This is a genomic window from Rhodococcus sp. 27YEA6 (assembly GCF_044908235.1).
Lineage (GTDB): Bacteria > Actinomycetota > Actinomycetes > Mycobacteriales > Mycobacteriaceae > Rhodococcus_F > Rhodococcus_F qingshengii.
The window spans coordinates 626,450-645,797 of record NZ_JBIYCY010000001.1 but is presented as its reverse complement, the minus strand read 5'-3'; the positions used below and the strand labels follow the sequence as shown (position 1 = coordinate 645,797).

The following is a 19,348-nucleotide window of genomic DNA, read 5'->3' as shown; positions in this document are numbered from 1 at the left end:
TTTTGGTAGTTGGCGCTACCAAAAAGGCGCACGGGGGCGTCAGCCCCTCCGAGCCGCAACGGCCTGCGCCAGACGGTCCAACTGCGCTGCGGTGGTGGACCAGTCGATGCACGCGTCGGTGATCGACTGACCGTAGGTGAGCTCGTCCGCCTTGCCCAAGGTCAGGTCCTGACGGCCGGCCTCGATGAAACTCTCCAACATGACGCCCGCGATTCCCTGCTCGCCCTCGGTCAGACGTCGGGCAATGTCGTCGAGCACGATGACCTGACGCTCATGGTCCTTGCTGCTGTTACCGTGGCTCGCGTCGATGACCACGCGCTCGGGCAGGTTCGACTTACGCAGGCGGGCAAGGGTGTCCGCGACTGTCTCGGCATCGTAGTTCGGTCCGTCACTACCGCCACGAAGAATGACATGGCAGTCGGGGTTGCCCGCGGTACGGATCAAGGCAGCCTGGCCGTCGAGGTCCGTTCCGGGGAACACGTGGCTCGCTGCCGCGGCGCGGGTGCCGTCGACGGCTACCTGCACGTCACCTTCGGTGGAGTTCTTGATACCGACGGGCATGGACAGCGCGCTGCACAGCTGACGGTGAACCTGACTGGCGGCGGTCCGGGCGCCGATCGCACCGTAGCTGACCAGGTCGGCAATGTACTGAGGCATGATCGGATCAAGGAACTCGCAGCCGACAGGCAGGCCCAGGCTCGACACGTCGAGAAGCAACTTGCGGCCGATACCGAGCCCGGTGTTGATGTCGAACGTGCCGTCGAGGTGGGGGTCGTTGAGCAGGCCCTTCCACCCGAGTGTGGTGCGCGGCTTTTCGAAGTAGACGCGCATGACGATGTGCAGATCGTCCCGCAGTTCTTCGGCCTTGGCGGCCAACCGGCGAGCGTAGTCCATCGCCGCTTCCGGATCGTGCACAGAGCACGGACCGACTACGACGATCAAACGATCGTCGTCACCGTTGAGGATGTTGATGGTGTCGGCCCGACCGGTGCGCACAGTGGCGGCCGCGACCTCGTCCGGAGCGTGCTGAGCACGAACAGTCGCCGGTGACACGAGCGGACTGATACTCACAGTGCGCTGATCGTCGAGGCTGTCCGAAGCTGCGGTGGTGTCGATGGTGACAGTCATGGGGTTTTCGGTTTCCTGTTCTCAGGCCGACCCCAGAGATGAAGAGAAACTCCAGCGAGCCGGTCTGTAGTCCGGCTCTTGGGTGGAGGTTGTCAGCGCGTGGTTACGCCGGCAGGCCCACCCGGGGCCGGCCTGCTAAACCAGAAATAGACGCGCTGCATGTCGGCCACGATACCTCGAGTTCGGATCAGATGGGCGCGCCCCTCCACAACGAGCCGACTCCGAGGGGAGAGTCCCGTGGCACGAGCCCGTGACGAATGGCCAAATCCGCTGAGCGATTGGCGCTTTCGAGCAAGGCTGCGGCTACGGAATTCGAATACGTTGGTCAGGCACCTGCCAATGCCCGGAACATCAGATGGAGCTGCGCCTTCTCATGCCTGTGATCGAATCGACCGAAACCTTCCACCCGACGGTGTCCCCTTTTGCGACCGATACCCCCTTGCAGTCGACAAGAGATGTGGACGGCGAGTTCACCCGTCTGATCGATTCCTTGACACGACGCGGATTCCTGGCCGGTGCGGCGGCGCTCGGTGCACTAGGCACACTCTCTGCATGTTCGAGCGAATCCAGCGGCACCGAAGCCTCCGACGAGTGGGTCGACATCGTCGTCGCGGACAAGGCCTACCGCCTGCCGCGGGACCCCAAGCGCGTCGTGGTGCTCGAAGCTCGAGGCGCCCTCGATTTTGCACTACTTGCCGAGTACCCGATCGTCGCGACCAATTGGGATCCGAAGTCTCAACTCATGCGCCAGGTACCCGCCGGCGCGGCTCGCCTCGGTGGGACGAACAACGAACCGAATGCCGAATCGATACTGAGCCACGACCCCGATCTTTTGGTCGTCGGAAAAGGCTGGTGGGATTACTACCAGGACAAGGGCCTGCTCGGCACTGACATCGCACCGGTGCTCGTCGTCGACGAGGGCACGACGGGCTCGTCGTGGAAGCAGGCCATGACCGCGCAGCTCACGGCTCTCGATCGCCGCGAAGTCGCCGAACGCGTCATCGCCCGATACAACGCCGAACTTGCACAAGCGCGGGCCAAGATCGGTGGTCTCCTCGAAGGCAAGTCGATTGCGATCGCCGGCGCAGACAGCGGTCAGATCTGGCTGCAGAACAACACGTTCGCCGTCTCGGTTGCGCAGGACCTCGGCTTGAACGTCTTGACCGACGCTGCCCATGCCGCACCTGATCGGAAGGATTCGACTTTCTACAGCCTCGAGGAGCTTGCGATCTTCGACCAGGCCGACTTCGTCTTGCTACAGAACCCCGACGCTGTGGAAGCCGAGTCGCCCACGTGGAAACGAGTCCGCGCTGTCCAGGACGGGCATGTCGGGCATCTGCGATATGACCTCAACAACGGCCTCGCTCTGACTGCGATGGCCCTGGCCGCTGATATCGCCGAGCAGGTACAGGTCATGCGCTGACGTCTTCGGTATCGCCTTCCGAATCAGAAATCAACCGGATTCTCTGTCATACGAACAGTCGATACTGACTCACTCGGAAACGGATTATGTTGTCACCTGCCCGTGCTCTTCGCACGTCAGAGGGTGTTTCTCCGAACGCCCTGTTTCTCCGAACGCTAGGTGACCAATGACGCAGAACCCGTACTACGGCCAGCAACAACCGGTCGGCCCTCCGCCTGACAACAATCTGGTCTGGGCGATTCTCGTGACAGTGTTCTGCTGCCTCCCGCTCGGCATCGTCTCGATCGTCAAATCAAGCCAGGTCAACACTTTGTGGGCGCAAGGTCAGTTCGACGCTGCGCGAAAATCAGCTGACGATGCCAAGAAGTTCGCCTTGTGGTCAGTCGGCGCAGGTGTTGCCGTCGCTGTTCTGTACTTCCTTTTTGTCGTCGTCCTAGCCGGATCGAGTTCCCTGTGACCGCCGACGCCGACCGGCGACACTGATCGACGGCCAAACACCGAACTGCAATGACACCGAATTGTGGTGACACCGAGAACGATGACATATCACGACTCGCCGCACTGAGGGCGCCAGCGGCAGTTGCGTTCACGGCAATTGCGCTGTGCGCCTTCATCTCCTGGAGTGACCCCACCACACCTGGTGGGGTCATTCCCGTTTGTCCGACCAAAGCGCTGTTCAACGTCAATTGTCCCGGTTGCGGTAGCACTCGGATGGTGTACAGCCTCATCCACGGCGATTTCGGTGCAGCGATGCGTTTCAATGCCTTTGGCCTCGTGATGCTGCTTGCACTGGCGTTCACGTACGTCTCGTGGACGACCGCCCGCACCCGTGGAAGACCCGTCGTGCTCTGGCATCAGTTGCGCTGGTCACCGGCTGTGATCTTGACACTCGTGTTGATCTGGACGACGGTCCGCATAGCCCCGATCCCGATATTTGCCGGTCTCCGCGTCTAGGCCGGATCTCCTCACGCGTCCAAACGGAATACACCTCGCACCTGGCGTACGCCGTTGATCTGCACCTCGACGGCATGTTCGCCGGCGTAGTACTTCCGGGTGCTGATCGGTTTGAAGGAATGCCTCTTCGCGATACGGGCCGGCACCCCGGGTTCCAGCGTTCGTGTTGTCAGTTTGAAGACCTTGGGCGTCGTCTGCCCGTTGGCCTTCACGTGGTGGACGATGTAATCGATCACGACGGTGACGGACTCGCTGCCATTGTTCGTGACGGCGAAGTCGAAGGTGAGTTCTCCACCCGCATCAACTGTTTCGCGGTCGATGACGAACCCCTCGACCACGACGTCGGTGGGCGGCGAGAACCCCAAGAGGGACAGAGCATCTGGATCGCCGGCCTTGATCAACGTCCGCAATGCATGTTTGACGATTTTCAGTGTGTTGGCATCCGGTGTCTGCAGCCAACGCTTCGCAGTCGATACTGCGAGCGCAGCGTCAGCACGACTGAGATCGTTGAGATGGTTTGCGACCGAACGTCGTACATATTCCGAATCATCCCGATACAGCTCGTCGAGAATGACGATTGTCGACTCGGGACGCGCCGTCAATTCTTTCACTCGTCTTCCCCAGGGCAAACGAGTACGAGTGCCTTCGGTCGCCAAGCGCCGGACGTGTTCGTCTTCATGGCCGGTCCAGGTGAGTGCGATCGCCAGCGAACGGTCAAGGTTCGTTTCGAGAAATGTGCGAATTGCGAATTCGGCCGTCAGACGCGACGTCAACTCGGCAAGCAGAGCCATTCCCTCGTCGAAATCCGACTCGGAGCCACTTCGTGTCGCCGTGACGGCGACGGCTTCGGTCACCGGCCAGATCATCCAACCGGTGAAGGTCTCTTCTGAAAGCGCACGGCGGATGATCTCGGCGAAGGCCGGAAGATCCTGAGGCAGTTCGGCAGTCATCGCGTCCCGCACAACGCGCGTACGTTCGCCGAGACTCATACCGTCGAATTCGGATGTACTACCCCGAACGAGGGCGAGGCGTGTGTGACCGGAGGCTCGCTCGAGGCAGCCTGCCAGATCGGCGACGACGGATTTCCCGAGCAGTTCGTCAGCGGTGGGCATCAGGGGCACACCGTGAGAGCGGAAATCCGATCACCGTCGAGAGTGAAATGGTGATGTAACTGGACGGGGCTTCCGGGAAAATCACCCTCGACCTTCACCGACACGACAACGGCCGAGCCTGGGGTGTTGACCGACTCGATCTTCTGGGTGAAGGTGAACGCCGTCGACACGGCGGACTTCCACTCCACGATTTCTTCGATCCCGACATACGTCCGGCCGTCATCACGAACCACTGCGTCTTCGGTGAAAACGCCGCGGACGTCGCCGCCGTCGAAATACGCGCGCGCTGCGCCTGGCACCTTCGCTGAGTCGATCATTCGCGAAGAGTACTGCTGGGGTCCGACAGGTTCGGCGAACTCACTGCCCGAGCAGACGCCGCCAACTGAATCTCCATCAACAGCCTGGCCGACGGCTCGGAGAGGTCGGTATCCGTGATCTCCTCGACCCTCTTGATCCGATACCTGAGGGTGTTCGGGTGAATCCGAAGCTGCTCGGATGCACGTCGGACATCGCCCGAATGTGCGAGGTAAACGGAGATGCTTTCGCGCATGTTCGACCCGTTGCGTCTGTCGTAGACGTCCAGGGCGTCGACTCTCGGATCGTGCAGTTGCTCGTCGGCCGCAATGGTGTCCATGATTTCGCCCAGCAGCACCGGTGTGCGCGAGTCCGCGAGGGTGGTCACACGAACATCCCCCGACGTTCCGTCCAAGACCCGATCCACTTCGGCCCGAGCCTGGGCCACCTCCGCAAGCGTCGAAACCGGCGACGAGACCGCGGCCCGTAGCCCCGAAGGCGACACCTTGTCCAAACGCGCGACAACTTCGCGGGTCCACGAGACTGTGGATTTCACGGATTGGGTTCGCGGAAACAGCACATAGATCCGGGTGCCGACGGCACTCACCAGCGATTCACGCTGAAAGGCGCTGGCGTGCAGTCGCAAAGACGACACGAGTTCGCCCGAAGACGGCAGCCCACCGTTTCCGATACTCGCCACTCCGACCACCATCGCCGGTCCGGACATCGGGATGGTCAACGAGGCCGCGAGCGAAGGAACGTCGACACCGCCGCCGCGAACCCCGAGCAACCGCTGAATCTGTATCGCCTCGTTACTCGGCGCGTCTCGGATGCGCGAAATCAGCCGAGCAGCAACGGCCGCGGCACCGCGGAGCACGCTGTCAGCATCGCCGGCAATGGGAACCGGGCCTTCCTGCACCCAGATCGTGCCGAGAAGATCAGAGCTGAAACCGCTCTCCCCCTTGACATTGTCGGATATTCTCCGAATCGAAACCACCAACCGTCGCCTGATCGCGAGGTCGTCGTGAGCGGGCACCTCCACTACGTCGTCGCTTCGCCGCAGGCTTTCGAAGACGCCCCACTCCTGTAGCTTTCGGAGGTATTCGCGAGGTCCTTCGCGGCCGAGGATTGATTGCCGACGTAGCTCGTCCGCAGCATCTCCCGATGCCGAATAGGCCAAGACGTGGGAATGCTCGTCCTCGATGCTGACCATCCCCCGCGTGATTGCGGCGACGTTCTGCGCCAGCTCGAACAAGTCTGTGTCACTACCGAATACGATGTCGTCCGAATCCTGTCGGGAGACCGAATGATCGAGCACGCCCCGGATGGTCGTGAACAATCGATCCCAACGAGCATCCGGATGGACCGCTATCAAGGCGATCCCGGCGCGCTGTGCCGCCGCACGCACCGACGTGTCCGAGGCCTCCTTCGACATGACGGCCCGAGGCGCTGATCCCTTCTGATCGAGGCGGTTCAGCCAGGCCACCAATTCGGCTGCGCCGATACCGACAGCGAGCCAGACCTCAGAGGATTCGACGGCCGCGGTTCTGGGCCGCGTGAGGTCCCCGACCTCTGCGAACACCACGGAGTCGACGAAGACGTCATCACCTGACGGCGCGAGGACGAGCTCGACAAAAGCTCCGCCCAGCGCCCGAAGGACCGCGTCGAGCCTGACCCCACGGATAGACACGTACCACCCACTCTCCGGACCGTCGCAACGCCTCAACTTCGAGAATAGTGCATTTTCCTGCGAAAACGGTTCAGCCGATCGGACAAACACGGACACCGATGTTTGGCCGCTCAGCGGATTACTCGCCGACGTCTTTCGACTTGACTGGTTCACGACACGACAACTGCCCACTCCTGAGTCTGCCGAAGGATCGTCATGGACGCCGTTACCAATGTCCCCCACCCAGCCAACGAACCGGTGAACAATTACGCGCCGGGAAGCCCGGAACGATCGCGCCTCCGTACGAAACTGACCGAACTGGCCGAATCGCCGACCGACATCAGGCAGGTCATCGGCGGCATCCACCGAACTGCGGAAGGTAAGCGAGAGAGCGTTGTTCAACCACACCGTCACAGCTCGGTCATCGGATCGTATGCGGGCGCAACCCACTCGGACGTTCGTGATGCCATCGACGCCGCCACACTCGCCGCCCCGGCCTGGCGCGACCTCTCGTTCGACGACCGCGCTGCGGTCTTCCTCCGCGCCGCCGATCTACTTTCCGGCCCGTGGCGCGAAACCATCGCCGCCGCAACAATGCTCGGCCAGTCGAAGACCGCATACCAGGCCGAGATCGACGCGCCCTGCGAACTGATCGACTTCTGGCGTTTCAACGTCGCGTTCGCACGTCAGATACTCGCCGACCAACCCGTTTCCGCTCCGGGAGTGTGGAATCGCGTCGAATACCGTCCACTCGAAGGTTTCGTCTACGCGATCACTCCCTTCAATTTCACCGCCATCGCCGGAAATCTCCCCACAGCACCGGCCCTGATGGGCAACACCGTGATCTGGAAGCCGTCACCCACGCAGGCCGTCGCGGCGTACCTGACAATGCAACTACTCGAAGCTGCCGGCCTCCCGCCCGGGGTGATCAATCTTGTTCTCGGCGACGGCCCCTTGGTGTCCGAGGTCGCGCTTGCCGACCCCCGACTGGCGGGTATCCACTTCACCGGATCCACCGCAACGTTCCAGCGTTTGTGGCGTGAGGTCGGAGCCAACATCTCGAACTACCGGACGTATCCGCGTCTCGTCGGCGAAACCGGCGGCAAGGATTTTGTACTCGCACACAGTTCCGCTGACCCGGACGTACTCACGACGGCATTGATTCGCGGGGCCTTCGACTACCAGGGCCAGAAATGTTCGGCCGCATCACGGGCGTTCATCCCGAAGTCGGTGTGGGCCAAGATGGGCGACACGTTCATCGACACTGTGTCGACGCTGAAGTACGGAGACGTCACCGACCTGACGAACTTCGGCGGCGCCGTCATCGACCAACGTTCGTTCGACCGAAACGCCGCCGCGATCGTCCGCGCCAAGTCGACCAGCAGCCTCACCATCGCAGCAGGCGGCGACTACGACGACCGTGAAGGATTCTTCATCTCACCGACGGTCCTACTCGGTGACGACCCGAGCGACGAAGCCTTCAGCACCGAGTACTTCGGTCCCATCCTTTCGCTTCACGTCTACGACGACTCCGCACCCAATGCCTACGCCGACATCCTCGCGCGCGTCGACAGCGGATCCGCTTACGCCCTGACCGGCGCCGTGATCGCCACCGACCGTGCGGCCGTCGATCAAGCTCACCACGGTCTGCGGTTCGCCGCCGGAAACTTCTACGTCAACGACAAGCCGACGGGAGCGGTTGTCGGACAACAACCCTTCGGAGGTGCGCGGGCTTCGGGTACCAACGACAAGGCCGGTTCGCCGCAGAATCTGCTCCGTTGGGCGTCGACACGCACCGTCAAGGAAACCTTCGTTCCTCCCACCGATCATCGTTACCCCCACCAGGACGTCGATCCAGCCGAGAGCGAGAACCGTTGATGAGTGCCGTCTCGCTGAGCAACCCACTGCGCCCGGTACTCCTCGCGGCGGCACGCTCGTCGCGACTGGAGAAGACAGTCTCCGGGATGACCTTGACCCGCAAGCTTGTAGACAGGTTCGTCGCCGGGGACGCGGAACCCGCAGCGATGTCAGCGGTGCGCAACATCCTCACCAGTGGCCGGTTCGTGACGGTCGACTACCTCGGCGAGGACACCACCGATCCGGCTCAGGCAACAGCTACCGTCGATGCCTATCTCTCCCTTCTCCGCTCGTACGCAACGCTTTCCGAGATTGCCGGGACGCAACACTCCCTGGAGGTTTCGCTCAAGCTCTCCGCGTTGGGGCAGTCACTTCCCGGTGACGGCGAGAAGATCGCCCTGGCGAACACTCACCGAATCGTCACAGCGGCAGACGAAGTGGGCGCGTGGGTCACCGTCGATGCGGAGGATCACACCACCACCGACTCGACACTGTCCATCGTCGAAGAGTTGCGCCGCGACTTCCCGACGCTCGGCACGGTCCTGCAGGCGTATCTACACCGCACCGAGGCCGACTGCCGGCACTTCTCCGGATCAGGTTCACGAATTCGGCTGTGCAAGGGTGCATACAAGGAACCGGCCGGCGTCGCGTTCCAAAAGGCCGGCGAAGTCGACGCGTCGTACCTGCGTTGCCTGAAGGTCTTGATGGAAGGTGACGGGTACCCGATGGTCGCCTCCCACGATCCCACCATGATCGACGCCGCCCTCGAACTCGCCACATTGACCGAACGCACAGCCGAGGATTTCGAGTTCCAGATGCTCTACGGCATCCGCGACGGCGAACAACGCAGATTGGTAGCCGAAGGCAATCACCTGCGGGTCTACGTTCCCTACGGCAGCCAGTGGTACGGCTACTTCATGCGTCGCCTGGCGGAACGGCCGGCCAACCTCATGTTCTTCATGCGCTCACTCGCCTCCAACAACTAGGTGCTGGAAACCGGTGGCAGCGGTGGCAACTCGAGGTTTTCACGGAAGGTACCGCCGACGTAATCTGTTCCCACGATTCTGCGCTTGCGTAGTTCCGGCAGCAGTCCGTTCGTGACGAAATCGCGTGTACGCGGATCGGCAAGGTCACCGAGCGTGATGACGTCGAGTACGCCCGCGTCGTATCGTTCCTCGATCGCGTCCGCGAGCTGTTCCGGGGTGCCCGCCGCTGCCCAGTGGCCGGTGTCCTTGGACGCGATGATCAACTCACGCAGAGTCTTTCCTTGTGATGCGAGCTTGCCGAAGATCTCGACCCGGCCCCGTCGTCGATTCACCGACGACGGGTCCGGCAACAACGACTCCGGGATCGGCCGATCCAGCGGCAATTCCGAGAAATCCACGCCGCCGCCGAACATGTCGGCAAGCCTGGTGCGTCCGGCGTCGAAGTCCGTCGATTCCTCGGCTTCTCTGACCAATCGTTCGACTTCGGCTTCGGTAGCGCCGTACGTTGCGTGGAACGAGCTGAAAATCAGTGGCAGTTCGTCCCCACGCCCCAACTCTGCCGCCCTGGCGCGGATCGTCTTCGTGTAGGTGACCGCGTCCTCGAAGGTTGCGAGAGAAGTGAATACGACCTCGGCGAAGCGAGCACCCAGTTCGATACCTCCGGCAGATTGGCCTGCCTGGAATTGGACCGGACGACGCTGCGGCAGGGATGGAATGTTCAACGGCCCCTGCACGGTGAAGTACTTGCCTCGGTGCTCGATGGGGACCACCCTCGACGGATCTAGCACCGCAGAGCCCTCTCCCCGGATCAAGGCGCCGGGCTTCCAGCTGTCGAAGAGCGCGTTGACCACCTCGAGCGATTCGGCCGCTCGGGCGTACCGCTCCTCCGGACTCGGCAGGTCCAGGTCGCTGTAGTTCTCTTCTCCGAGTGAGGAAGTGACGGCATTCCATGCGGCTCGACCATTGCTGACGTGGTCCAGGGTGCCGAACAACCGTGCCAGGTTGAATGGGTGATGAAACGTCGTCGTGACGGTGGCGATGAGCCCCACATGGGTGGTGACCGCACTCAGCGCGGCAAGGAAGATCAACGGCTCCTGCGCACCGATCGCGCCCTGCGCACCGAAACTCAGCAGGTCGGCGGCAAACAGTCCGTCGATCTTGTTCGCCTCGGCCGTCTTTGCGACGTCGATCGCGGACGCGACCGTCGAAGTCGTCGGATCGATCGCGGCGTCGTAGATACTCACCGCCCCGCTGACACCGGTCACCGTCTTGAGTGGACGCCTACGATCGGCCACCGACCATCCTCCTGGCTTCGCGAAATCTGTTCCGAATTCACAACGCTAGACCGATCCTGGCTCCCGACAAGGTATTCACTCAGCCTGGTTCTATCCCTCCGAACGCCGCTTGGTCACGCCCCGGATTTACGGGCACGATAGGCGGCGACGTGCGCCCTGTTCCCACAGTTTCCGGTGTCGCAGTATCGCTTCGAACGATTGCGCGACAAATCCACGAAGACCGCTTCGCAGTCCGGGGCCTCGCACCATCGCAACCTCGAGAATTCGTCGGTTCGGATCAGATCGAGCACACCCATCGCCGCTTCTGCGGCCATCCGGTCCACCAGTGGCGAATCGTCAGCGGTGACGTGCAGGTGCCAGCCGAGGTCGTCGTGCCTGGTGAGCCGCGGCCTCGCGCCCGATTCGAGTAGCAGTGTGTTCACCACCTCGACGGCGTCGTCCACTCCCGCGGCTTCCCAGAACTTTCGCAGTCGTGGACGCAGCGCACGAACCGCCGTCAATTCCTCCGGTGTGCCGTCCCGCCTGCCGGTCCAGCGATCCGCGTCGAGAAACCGTGTCAGCTCCTCTTGATCCGGAAGCAGTTCGGCCCCGCCGCGGGCCGTGTTGACCAACGACGCGGCGAAGACGAGCGCCGATTCCGTGTCACCAGCAAAATGCACTTTGACTCCTGAGCCGTATCAACCTAATGTCAGCATCGTAATCGCTTTTACTCCTGACGGGTGACGACGTGAACTCTCGCAACGGCTTGATCTTCGCTCTGCTGTCCGCGGCAACGTTCGGCGTATCGGGCCCGTTCGCGAAATCTCTCATCGAATCAGGGTGGTCCCCCGGCGGCGCAGTGTTCGCGCGCGTTGCAGGCGGCGCACTGGTGATGATGGTGATCGCCGTAGCCACCCAATGGCCTCGCCTACGACAGGTGAGCACCCACACGCGAACGGTACTGCTGTACGGGGTGTTCGCGATCTCGGGCGTTCAACTGTGCTTCTTCAATGCCGTGCAACATCTTTCGGTCGGCGTCGCATTGCTTCTCGAGTACCTTGCACCGATCATCGTCATCGGGTGGGTGTGGATAACCAAGGGCGCGCGTCCGAGCGTGCAGACGCTTCTCGGTGCGGCGGTGGCCTTGATCGGCGCCGCCGTGGTGATCGACGTCTTCGGATCGGCAGAGATCAGTGCCGTCGGAGTCGCCTGGGGACTGGCCGCCGCGGCATGCCTTGCAGTCTATTTCGTCATTTCCGAACGTGCGGACGGTGATCTCCATCCAGTTGTGCTCGCGGCATCGGGGCTCACGGTCAGTGCGGTGGTCATCGGCGCGCTCGGACTCGTAGGCGTCCTCCCCCTCCAGTTCTCGGCCTCGAACGCAGTCGTGGCAGACCATTCGGTGAACGTGTGGCTGCCGGTGGTGGTCCTGGTCCTGGTCAGCACTGTCATTGCCTATCTCACCGGCATCGCCGCGATCACGCTGCTGGGGCCGACAATCGGGTCTCTGGTAGCGCTGACCGAAGTGCTGTGCGCGGTCGTCGCCGCGTGGATCCTGGTCGGGGAATCCGTCACCGCACTCCAAGCTGTAGGTGGCGCAGCAATCATCGCGGGGTTGGTCCTCGCGCGCCTCGGCCAGGTTGCACCGAAACAGATACCGGCCGACCCGATGACAAATGTCATGGCAGAAGAATGACGGACGGACGAGGGATCACGACCTCGAAGCGAGCAGATTCTATGTATGACCTCAACACAGGCACGGCATTCACCACAGGCACTGCACACACTCACTGAAGGATCGGCACACGACGCCGTCCGGTTGACCGGACTTCGCAAGAGTTTCGGAACCGTCGACGCCGTCAAAGGTATCGACCTGAGCATCCGCCCCGGCGAGATCGTCGCGTTCCTCGGCCCGAACGGCGCAGGCAAGACGACAACCATCGACATGATCCTCGGCCTGTCCCGGCCGACGTCAGGCGAGGTGAGCGTCTTCGGAATGTCACCTCGATCGGCGATTGCCCGCGGACTCGTCTCGGCAGTCATGCAGACCGGCGGACTACTGAAAGAGCTGACGGTTGCCGAGACGGTGCAGCTGACCGCCAGCCTGTACTCCCAATCCCGTCCGGTCGACGAAGTGCTGGGGAGAGCCGGAATCCTCGACATCTCCGATCGCCTGGTCAGCAAATGCTCAGGCGGACAACAACAGCGGTTGCGATTTGCGATGGCGTTGCTGTCGAACCCGCAATTGCTCATTCTCGACGAGCCCACCACCGGTATGGACGTCGAAGGGCGTCGGGACTTTTGGTCCGCCATCCGCGCCGACGCAGATCACGGTCGCACTGTGCTTTTTGCGACGCACTACCTCGAAGAGGCCGATGTCTACGCCGACCGCATCATCCTGGTCAGGCAAGGCACCGTGGTCGCAGACGGGACCACCGCCGAGGTCAAGGCGATGGCGTCCGGACGCACCCTGCGCGCGACTGTTCCAGGCATCACCGACGAACTCCTGCGAGCCATACCGCACTCCGACGCCGTCGAGGTGCGCGGTGAGTCGCTGCTCGTGCACTCGGGTGACACCGATGCCGTTGCACGGTTCCTGTTGACCAATACGCAGGCTCGCGATCTCGAAATCGTCTCGCGTGGCCTCGAAGACGCATTCATCGCACTCACGTCGAACAACTCCGAAGGACAGAAGTGATGACCACTGCAACCGAAGCGAATACCTACGGAGCCGAGCGAACCGTCGTACCTCTCGGCGGATTCAACACGACGCTACTGCGACTGGAATTTCGTCGTCTGACTCGCAACCGGCGCACGATGATCTTCACGCTCGTCATGCCGGTTGTCTTCTTCCTCGTCTTCGGTCTCGGTCAAGGCGACGACGACCACGGGATCGGGCACGGCAATGTCGCCGCGTACATCATGATCAGCATGGCCCTTTACGGCGCGATGCTGGCCACCACCAGCGGCGGCGCGATGGTCTCGATCGAACGAGCGTCCGGGTGGAGCCGACAACTTCGGCTGACTCCCCTGACCCCGGTCGCCTACATCGCCGTCAAACTGATCATGGCGATGCTGCTCGGTCTCGTCTCGATTCTCGTGGTCTACGTCGTCGGCGCGTTCACCTCGGCGCAGATGGACGGATCACTCTGGTTCACAACGGCATTGATCGCCTGGCTGGGATCGTCGATCTTCGCGGCCTTCGGCCTGTTCATGGGGTACCTACTCCCCAGTGAGAACGTCATGCAGTTGCTCGGACCGGGACTGGCTCTGCTCGCATTCGGCGGCGGACTCTTCGTACCACTCACCGACGGTTCCGTATGGGCGACCATCGCACAGTTCACCCCGATGTTCGGCATCAACGCCCTCGCCCACGCACCGTTGACGGGCAATAGCATTCACTGGACCTGGATCGTCAATATCCTGGTGTGGTTCGCCATCTTCGCCGGCGGAGCGATCTGGCGTTTCCAACGAGATACGGAGCGTGTGTAGTTGTCGCAAACGACTGACCGAGAAGATTCCGTCGCGCTCCCGCGGCGGAATCGTTTCGGCGTTCTCTTCGCGGCGGTCTGGATGGTATTTCTCGGCGGGCCGCTGATCGAGGGATGGAATCTGCGCGACGAACTGCGCGGCTGGACAGGGATTCTCGCGACGGTCGCCTTCGGTGCGCTCTATCTCTACACGTTCGCCACAACGCAGCAGCGGCGTCGAATGACAATGACTCGGCCGACGATTCGCGAAGCTGCACTGGCTTTGGCCGCCTTGACCGCGTTGGCCGCCGTGATGATCGTGAGCGTCGGGCCGACAGGTTTGGCAGCAGCACCGTACCTCGCGGTGACAGCGGTGACGCTGTTGCCGACCGTCGCCGGCGGCATTCTCGCTTTGGTGTTCGCGGCCTCCGTGGAGATAGTCAGCCTCTCGTCCGGATGGGGAAACTACTCCGGACTCTCACTCGGAGTCTGCGCGGCCGCGTTCGCGACCTGGGGAATCATGTCCCTGATCAGCCGCAACTTCGCCATACTCCATGAACGCGAAGAGCAGGAGCAGCGGGCAATCATGGAGGAGCGAACGAGGATGGCGCGCGATCTGCACGACATCCTCGGGCACTCGCTGACCGTCATCACGATCAAAGCCGAACTGGCCAATCGCCTACTCGATGTCGATATCGAACGTGCGCGCAACGAACTCGACGACCTCGAAAGACTTTCGCGTGACGCGTTGGCAGACGTGCGCTCGGCCGTCGAAGGATTTCGTGGGATTTCTCTTCCCGTCGAGATAGCCCGAGCGCGAGAGGCATTGCGTGCGGCTGGTATCGAGGACGAGGTGCCGAGCAGTACCGACATGGTTCCCACGCGTCTTCGGGAACTCTTTGCATGGACGATCCGTGAGGGCGTCACCAACGTCGTTCGACACAGCGGTGCGACCCACTGCCGGATCACGGTCGACGAAAATAGTGCGTCGGTCGTCGACGACGGACGAGGGGCCGAGTCGACGTCTTCCGGAAACGGTCTGATCGGATTGCGCGAGCGCGCCGGAGCGTCGGGCGCACGAGTGATCATCACTCATCCCCAGCCGCAGGGGTTTGCACTTCAGGTAGTCGAACAGGAGACAGAGTGAACAGCCAGGGCGATCGAGCAACCATACGGCTGCTCTTGGCGGACGATCAGGCGCTCGTGCGAGGAGCTTTGGCCGCGCTGCTCGATCTGGAATCCGACCTGTCCGTGGTGGCCGAGGTCGGTCGCGGCGACGAGGTGGTGTCCGCCGTTCTCGAACACCGCCCGGACGTCGCGCTTCTGGACGTCGAGATGCCCGGCATGGACGGAATCGCCGCAACGGCGGCCCTTCGCGAGGCAGCACCCGACACCCGGGTTCTGATCGTCACCACGTTCGGCCGTCCCGGATTTCTTCGTAAAGCCCTGCACGCCGGGGCCGGCGGGTTCGTCGTCAAGGACACCCCCGCCAGGCAGCTTGCCGACGCGGTCAGGCGTGTCCACGCCGGACTGCGCGTCGTCGATCCCACCCTTGCGGCCGACAGCCTCGTCAGCGGCGAGTCGCCCCTGACGGAGCGTGAGACCCAAGTACTGCGCGCCGCTCACGACGGCGCACCCGTGGCAGCCATCGCAGGGGCGCTCTTCTTGTCCGCAGGGACAGTTCGAAATCATCTGTCATCCGCGATGGGTAAGACGGGTGCGTCGACGCGCGCGGAAGCCGTCAGAATCGCCGAGTCGAACGGCTGGCTCTGATCCGCGCGTCTGGAATCGCCTTCCCCGGCAAATAGTTCGCCGTTCGATTCGTGATGGCGATTTGTCCAGATCACTCAAAGTAGGGACCTTCTACCCTAGGGATTTTCCCTGCAAACGACCGCTTCGCGAGAATCCGAAACAGCTAATCGTTCGATACCTGGCTATGATGCAGTTAATTGAACCGACGGAGCCTGTGCGTAGCGGGGGAAGGGACGTCTCATGTCGAACCAGTTCAACGATCGCTTGAACTCGCTGTTCGAGACTGCCGACTTTCACGTCACCAACGCGATGGTCGTTCGCGGCATGACCGAGTTCGGCTGCCGTATCTCCACGCCGTACCTGTCGCAACTGCGCACCGGCGTCCGAACCAATCCGTCACCCGAAGTGGTTGCCGCCCTCGCCCACTTCTTCAAGGTCCATCCGGACTACTTCTACGCCCCGTCCGATCACACTCCGCCCGCGATCTCAGGTGGCGAGGCAGACCTCTCCCTCCTCGAACAGCTGCACAACGTGCGCCTGCGGAACCTCACCTCCCGTGTCGTCGACCTCTCACCGTCTTCACAGGATCTGCTTGTCGAAATGGCGGAGAATCTACGTTCCTCCGAAAATCTTCCGCGCGTACCACCGGACTCGAATTCCTACATGTCACGCGCATAGCGCCCTTCGCCGACTCTCCTTGACTGTTCAGGGAGGGTTGGCCTTATGCTGGTCGATGCAGCTGGTTCGCCCGGCACGGTCATGAGGAGCCCCGAAGACCGGTCCCGGCGTCGAAGCTCCGTCAGCGCAAGCTGTCGGGGTGAGAGGGAACCCGGTGAAAATCCGGGACTGTCCCGCAGCGGTAAGCAGGAACGACCGCCGTTCATGTGCACTGGGCATCCGCCTGGGAAGCGACGGCCAGTAGGTTCGATCCAACTCGATCGAGTGCCCGCGAGTCCGAAGACCTGCCGACTGTGTCGGGCACGCCGTGCCCGACGGTCCACCGCCTCGTGGAATGGGCGTGTAGATCTCCATCGGACCTCGTGTGCGGTGCGGGCAGTGCTGCCCGCTGAAACTCGGGGTCGCGTGAGGTATACCCGTCTGCCGGCAGTGGCCATCAATGCATTGGCAATCTGGAGAAACTCCGTGACAACAACATTCACTTCGACCGTGCTGGGCTCACCGCGCATCGGTCCTCATCGAGAACTCAAGCGGGCAACCGAAAGCTATTGGGCAGGGCGCATCGACGCCGACGCCCTGCAGGCTGTCGCCCGTGACCTCCGTCGGCAGGGCTTGGCCGACCTCCGTGACCTGGGCCTCGACTCCGTCCCGGTCAATACCTTCTCCTTCTACGACCAGATGCTCGACACCGCAGTTCTTCTCGGCGCGCTGCCCGACCGCGTCGCGTCGGTCGCCGATCCGTTGGACCGCTACTTTGCCGCTGCCCGTGGGACGGACACCATCGCGCCGCTCGAAATGACGAAGTGGTTCGACACCAACTACCACTACCTGGTGCCGGAGATCTCGCCGTCCACCACGTTCGCACTCGACCCGTCCAAGGTCTTGTCCGAACTGGCAGAAGCACTTTCCGACGGCATTGCAGCCCGCCCGGTCGTCATCGGACCGGTCACCTTCCTGCTGCTCTCGAAGGCTGTCGGCACCGACGAGCCGCTGCTCTCGCGACTCGACGAACTACTCCCCCTCTACGCGGATCTACTCGGTCGGCTCGCGAAGGCCGGTGCGAGCTGGGTTCAGCTCGACGAACCGGCCCTCGTAGGCGATCGCACCGACGAGGAAATCGAAGCGGCACGCGCTGCGTACGAACAGCTTTCAGCGCTGTCCGAGCGGCCGTCGATCCTGTTGGCGTCGTACTTCGGTTCGCTGCGTGAGGCGCTGCCCGCGCTTGCGTCCACCGGCGTCGAAGGATTTGCCGTCGACCTGGTGGCCGGTCAGGATTCGATCGGCTCCGTCCCCGAACTCGCCCGCAAACTGGTCGTCGCCGGCGTGGTCGACGGACGAAACATCTGGCGGTCGGATCTGGATTCGGCACTGAGCACGTTGGGTGCTCTGTTGGGCAGCGTGGATAATCTTGCCGTCTCCACATCGTGCTCCCTGCTGCACGTTCCGTACACTCTCGACGCAGAAGCCGATGTCGACAAGGCCCTGCGCTCGTGGCTCGCGTTCGGCACCGAGAAGGTCAAGGAAGTAGTAACTCTCGCAACCGCTCTCACACAGGGCCGGGAGTCGGTGGAAGACGAGTTCGCTCTGGCACGAGCGGCCGCGTCGACCCGCAAGGACGATCGCAGACTCAATGATGCGAGTGTTCGAGGCCGTCTGGACGCGGTGCTGAACTCGGCGACCGGTCGCGCGCCCGCCGCCGAACGTCGCGCTGCCCAGGACGAACTGCTTTCTCTGCCGCCGCTGCCCACGACGACAATCGGTTCGTACCCGCAAACCTCGAAGATCCGCATCGCTCGCGCAGCACTGCGCAAGGGCGAGATCGACGAAGCCGAGTACGTCAACCGTATGCGCGCCGAAATTGCCGAAGTTGTTGCGCTCCAGGAAGAGCTGGACCTGGACGTTCTTGTTCACGGTGAGCCGGAACGCAACGACATGGTCCAGTACTTCGCGGAGCAGTTGGACGGATTCTTCGCCACCGCCAACGGTTGGGTCCAGTCGTACGGCACCCGCTGCGTGCGTCCGCCGATTCTGTACGGCGACGTCTCCCGCCCGAAACAGATGACCGTCGACTGGATCACGTACGCGCAGTCCCTGACCGACAAGCCGGTCAAGGGCATGCTCACCGGACCCGTCACCATTCTGGCCTGGTCGTTCGTCCGCGACGACCAACCCCTCGCCGACTCGGCAAATCAAGTCGCACTGGCCATTCGAGACGAGACCGTCGACCTGCAGGCCGCCGGAATCGGAATCATCCAGGTTGACGAACCGGCTCTACGAGAACTACTCCCACTGCGTGCCGAGGATCAGCGTGCCTACCTGGACTGGTCGGTCGGCGCCTTCCGGTTGGCTACCTCGGGCGTCGCGGATTCCACCGCGATCCACACGCACCTGTGCTACTCCGAGTTCGGAGCGGTGATCGGCGCCATCGCCGGCCTCGACGCGGACGTCACGTCCATCGAGGCGGCGCGCTCACACATGGAGGTCCTCGACGATCTCAGTTCGGTCGGGTTCGATCTCGGCGTCGGCCCGGGTGTCTACGACATCCACTCGCCGCGGGTGCCGAGCGTCGACGAGATTGCCGAATCCCTGCGTGAGGCACTCAAAGCTGTTCCTGTCGAGCGGTTGTGGGTCAACCCGGACTGCGGTTTGAAGACCCGCGGTTCCGTCGAGGTCGAGGCGTCACTGCGTAACCTCGTCGAAGCCGCGAAGTTGGTACGAGCGGAGCTATAGGGGCAAAGCCCCTGTGCGCCT

The 19,348-nt window shown here is 62.6% G+C and carries 18 protein-coding genes and 1 riboswitch; of the genes, 12 read left to right on the top strand and 6 right to left on the bottom strand.

The features are described 5' to 3' along the window. Positions 1-39: 39 nt before the first annotated feature. Entirely contained in the window at positions 40-1,128 is a 1,089-nt protein-coding gene (locus ABH939_RS03185; RefSeq protein WP_003940571.1) for a 3-deoxy-7-phosphoheptulonate synthase, read from the bottom strand. A gap of 373 nt (positions 1,129-1,501) precedes the next feature. Between ABH939_RS03185 and ABH939_RS03180 the strand changes: the two genes are divergently transcribed. From ABH939_RS03180 to ABH939_RS03170, 3 genes are all read left to right on the top strand, one after another. Then, the gene (locus tag ABH939_RS03180; protein ID WP_404649313.1) at positions 1,502-2,551 is read left to right on the top strand and encodes an ABC transporter substrate-binding protein; all 1,050 of its coding nucleotides are present in this window, start codon (positions 1,502-1,504) and stop codon (positions 2,549-2,551) included. Between the two features lie 166 nt (positions 2,552-2,717). Beyond that, a complete protein-coding gene (locus tag ABH939_RS03175) occupies positions 2,718-3,008 on the top strand; it encodes a CD225/dispanin family protein (protein ID WP_003940575.1) in 291 nt (96 codons plus the stop codon). Between the two features lie 50 nt (positions 3,009-3,058). After that, entirely contained in the window at positions 3,059-3,505 is a 447-nt protein-coding gene (locus ABH939_RS03170) for a DUF2752 domain-containing protein (protein WP_373937854.1), read from the top strand. A gap of 11 nt (positions 3,506-3,516) precedes the next feature. Here ABH939_RS03170 and ABH939_RS03165 read toward each other — a convergent pair whose 3' ends face one another. The 3 genes from ABH939_RS03165 to ABH939_RS03155 are packed head-to-tail and all read right to left on the bottom strand — an operon-like array spanning position 3,517 to position 6,601. Beyond that, complete coding sequence (locus ABH939_RS03165; protein ID WP_064688104.1) at positions 3,517-4,617, bottom strand: hypothetical protein; 1,101 nt, start codon at positions 4,615-4,617, stop codon at positions 3,517-3,519. Beyond that, on the bottom strand, positions 4,617-4,934 hold the full coding sequence (locus ABH939_RS03160) for a nuclear transport factor 2 family protein (RefSeq protein ID WP_404649312.1): 318 nt from the start codon (positions 4,932-4,934) through the stop codon (positions 4,617-4,619). The genes ABH939_RS03165 and ABH939_RS03160 overlap by 1 nt, the downstream gene beginning before the upstream one ends. Next, a complete protein-coding gene (locus ABH939_RS03155) occupies positions 4,931-6,601 on the bottom strand; it encodes a PucR family transcriptional regulator (RefSeq protein WP_397524253.1) in 1,671 nt (556 codons plus the stop codon). The genes ABH939_RS03160 and ABH939_RS03155 overlap by 4 nt, the downstream gene beginning before the upstream one ends. A 195-nt stretch (positions 6,602-6,796) precedes the next feature. On the opposite strand from ABH939_RS03155, the gene pruA reads away from it, so the two are divergent. Beyond that, complete coding sequence (gene pruA, locus ABH939_RS03150; protein WP_397524254.1) at positions 6,797-8,458, top strand: L-glutamate gamma-semialdehyde dehydrogenase; 1,662 nt, start codon at positions 6,797-6,799, stop codon at positions 8,456-8,458. Beyond that, the gene (locus ABH939_RS03145; RefSeq protein ID WP_404649311.1) at positions 8,458-9,423 is read left to right on the top strand and encodes a proline dehydrogenase family protein; all 966 of its coding nucleotides are present in this window, start codon (positions 8,458-8,460) and stop codon (positions 9,421-9,423) included. Before pruA ends, ABH939_RS03145 begins: the two co-directional genes overlap by 1 nt. On the opposite strand, the gene ABH939_RS03140 is transcribed toward ABH939_RS03145, so the two are convergent. After that, positions 9,420-10,718, bottom strand: coding sequence for an NtaA/DmoA family FMN-dependent monooxygenase (locus ABH939_RS03140; RefSeq protein WP_404649310.1), 1,299 nt, complete (start codon positions 10,716-10,718; stop codon positions 9,420-9,422). The genes ABH939_RS03145 and ABH939_RS03140 overlap by 4 nt on opposite strands. A 113-nt stretch (positions 10,719-10,831) precedes the next feature. Continuing rightward, the gene (locus tag ABH939_RS03135) at positions 10,832-11,377 is read right to left on the bottom strand and encodes a CGNR zinc finger domain-containing protein (protein WP_003939872.1); all 546 of its coding nucleotides are present in this window, start codon (positions 11,375-11,377) and stop codon (positions 10,832-10,834) included. Positions 11,378-11,445: 68 nt separating this feature from the next. On the opposite strand from ABH939_RS03135, the gene ABH939_RS03130 reads away from it, so the two are divergent. The 7 genes from ABH939_RS03130 (at position 11,446) to metE (ending at position 19,327) form a co-directional block, all read left to right on the top strand. After that, positions 11,446-12,393 (top strand): DMT family transporter, encoded by a 948-nt coding sequence (locus ABH939_RS03130; protein ID WP_003940332.1) that lies wholly within the window; start codon positions 11,446-11,448, stop codon positions 12,391-12,393. A 45-nt stretch (positions 12,394-12,438) separates the two neighbouring features. Further along, a complete protein-coding gene (locus ABH939_RS03125) occupies positions 12,439-13,395 on the top strand; it encodes an ABC transporter ATP-binding protein (protein ID WP_404649309.1) in 957 nt (318 codons plus the stop codon). Next, the gene (locus tag ABH939_RS03120) at positions 13,395-14,189 is read left to right on the top strand and encodes an ABC transporter permease (RefSeq protein ID WP_019745005.1); all 795 of its coding nucleotides are present in this window, start codon (positions 13,395-13,397) and stop codon (positions 14,187-14,189) included. The genes ABH939_RS03125 and ABH939_RS03120 overlap by 1 nt, the downstream gene beginning before the upstream one ends. Beyond that, the gene (locus tag ABH939_RS03115; RefSeq protein WP_054781704.1) at positions 14,190-15,314 is read left to right on the top strand and encodes a histidine kinase; all 1,125 of its coding nucleotides are present in this window, start codon (positions 14,190-14,192) and stop codon (positions 15,312-15,314) included. Then, a complete protein-coding gene (locus tag ABH939_RS03110) occupies positions 15,311-15,940 on the top strand; it encodes a response regulator transcription factor (protein ID WP_003940330.1) in 630 nt (209 codons plus the stop codon). Before ABH939_RS03115 ends, ABH939_RS03110 begins: the two co-directional genes overlap by 4 nt. A 219-nt stretch (positions 15,941-16,159) precedes the next feature. Next, a complete protein-coding gene (locus tag ABH939_RS03105; RefSeq protein ID WP_003940179.1) occupies positions 16,160-16,597 on the top strand; it encodes a helix-turn-helix domain-containing protein in 438 nt (145 codons plus the stop codon). 105 nt (positions 16,598-16,702) lie between these two features. Then, positions 16,703-16,904, top strand: a riboswitch (cobalamin riboswitch). Between the two features lie 158 nt (positions 16,905-17,062). Beyond that, positions 17,063-19,327, top strand: a complete 2,265-nt coding sequence (gene metE / locus ABH939_RS03100) for a 5-methyltetrahydropteroyltriglutamate--homocysteine S-methyltransferase (protein WP_404649308.1) — start codon at positions 17,063-17,065, stop codon at positions 19,325-19,327. Positions 19,328-19,348 lie beyond the last annotated feature (21 nt).

What these genes read in the sequence shown, in the direction of transcription:
- ABH939_RS03185 (WP_003940571.1), bottom strand. Translation starts at nt 1,128, where the DNA reads ATGACTGTCACCATCGACACCACCGCAGCTTCGGACAGCCTCGACGAT.
- ABH939_RS03180 (WP_404649313.1), top strand. Translation starts at nt 1,502, where the DNA reads ATGCCTGTGATCGAATCGACCGAAACCTTCCACCCGACGGTGTCCCCT.
- ABH939_RS03175 (WP_003940575.1), top strand. Translation starts at nt 2,718, where the DNA reads ATGACGCAGAACCCGTACTACGGCCAGCAACAACCGGTCGGCCCTCCG.
- ABH939_RS03170 (WP_373937854.1), top strand. Translation starts at nt 3,059, where the DNA reads ATGACACCGAATTGTGGTGACACCGAGAACGATGACATATCACGACTC.
- ABH939_RS03165 (WP_064688104.1), bottom strand. Translation starts at nt 4,617, where the DNA reads ATGCCCACCGCTGACGAACTGCTCGGGAAATCCGTCGTCGCCGATCTG.
- ABH939_RS03160 (WP_404649312.1), bottom strand. Translation starts at nt 4,934, where the DNA reads ATGATCGACTCAGCGAAGGTGCCAGGCGCAGCGCGCGCGTATTTCGAC.
- pruA (WP_397524254.1), top strand. Translation starts at nt 6,797, where the DNA reads ATGGACGCCGTTACCAATGTCCCCCACCCAGCCAACGAACCGGTGAAC.
- ABH939_RS03145 (WP_404649311.1), top strand. Translation starts at nt 8,458, where the DNA reads ATGAGTGCCGTCTCGCTGAGCAACCCACTGCGCCCGGTACTCCTCGCG.
- ABH939_RS03125 (WP_404649309.1), top strand. Translation starts at nt 12,439, where the DNA reads ATGACCTCAACACAGGCACGGCATTCACCACAGGCACTGCACACACTC.
- ABH939_RS03120 (WP_019745005.1), top strand. Translation starts at nt 13,395, where the DNA reads ATGACCACTGCAACCGAAGCGAATACCTACGGAGCCGAGCGAACCGTC.
- ABH939_RS03105 (WP_003940179.1), top strand. Translation starts at nt 16,160, where the DNA reads ATGTCGAACCAGTTCAACGATCGCTTGAACTCGCTGTTCGAGACTGCC.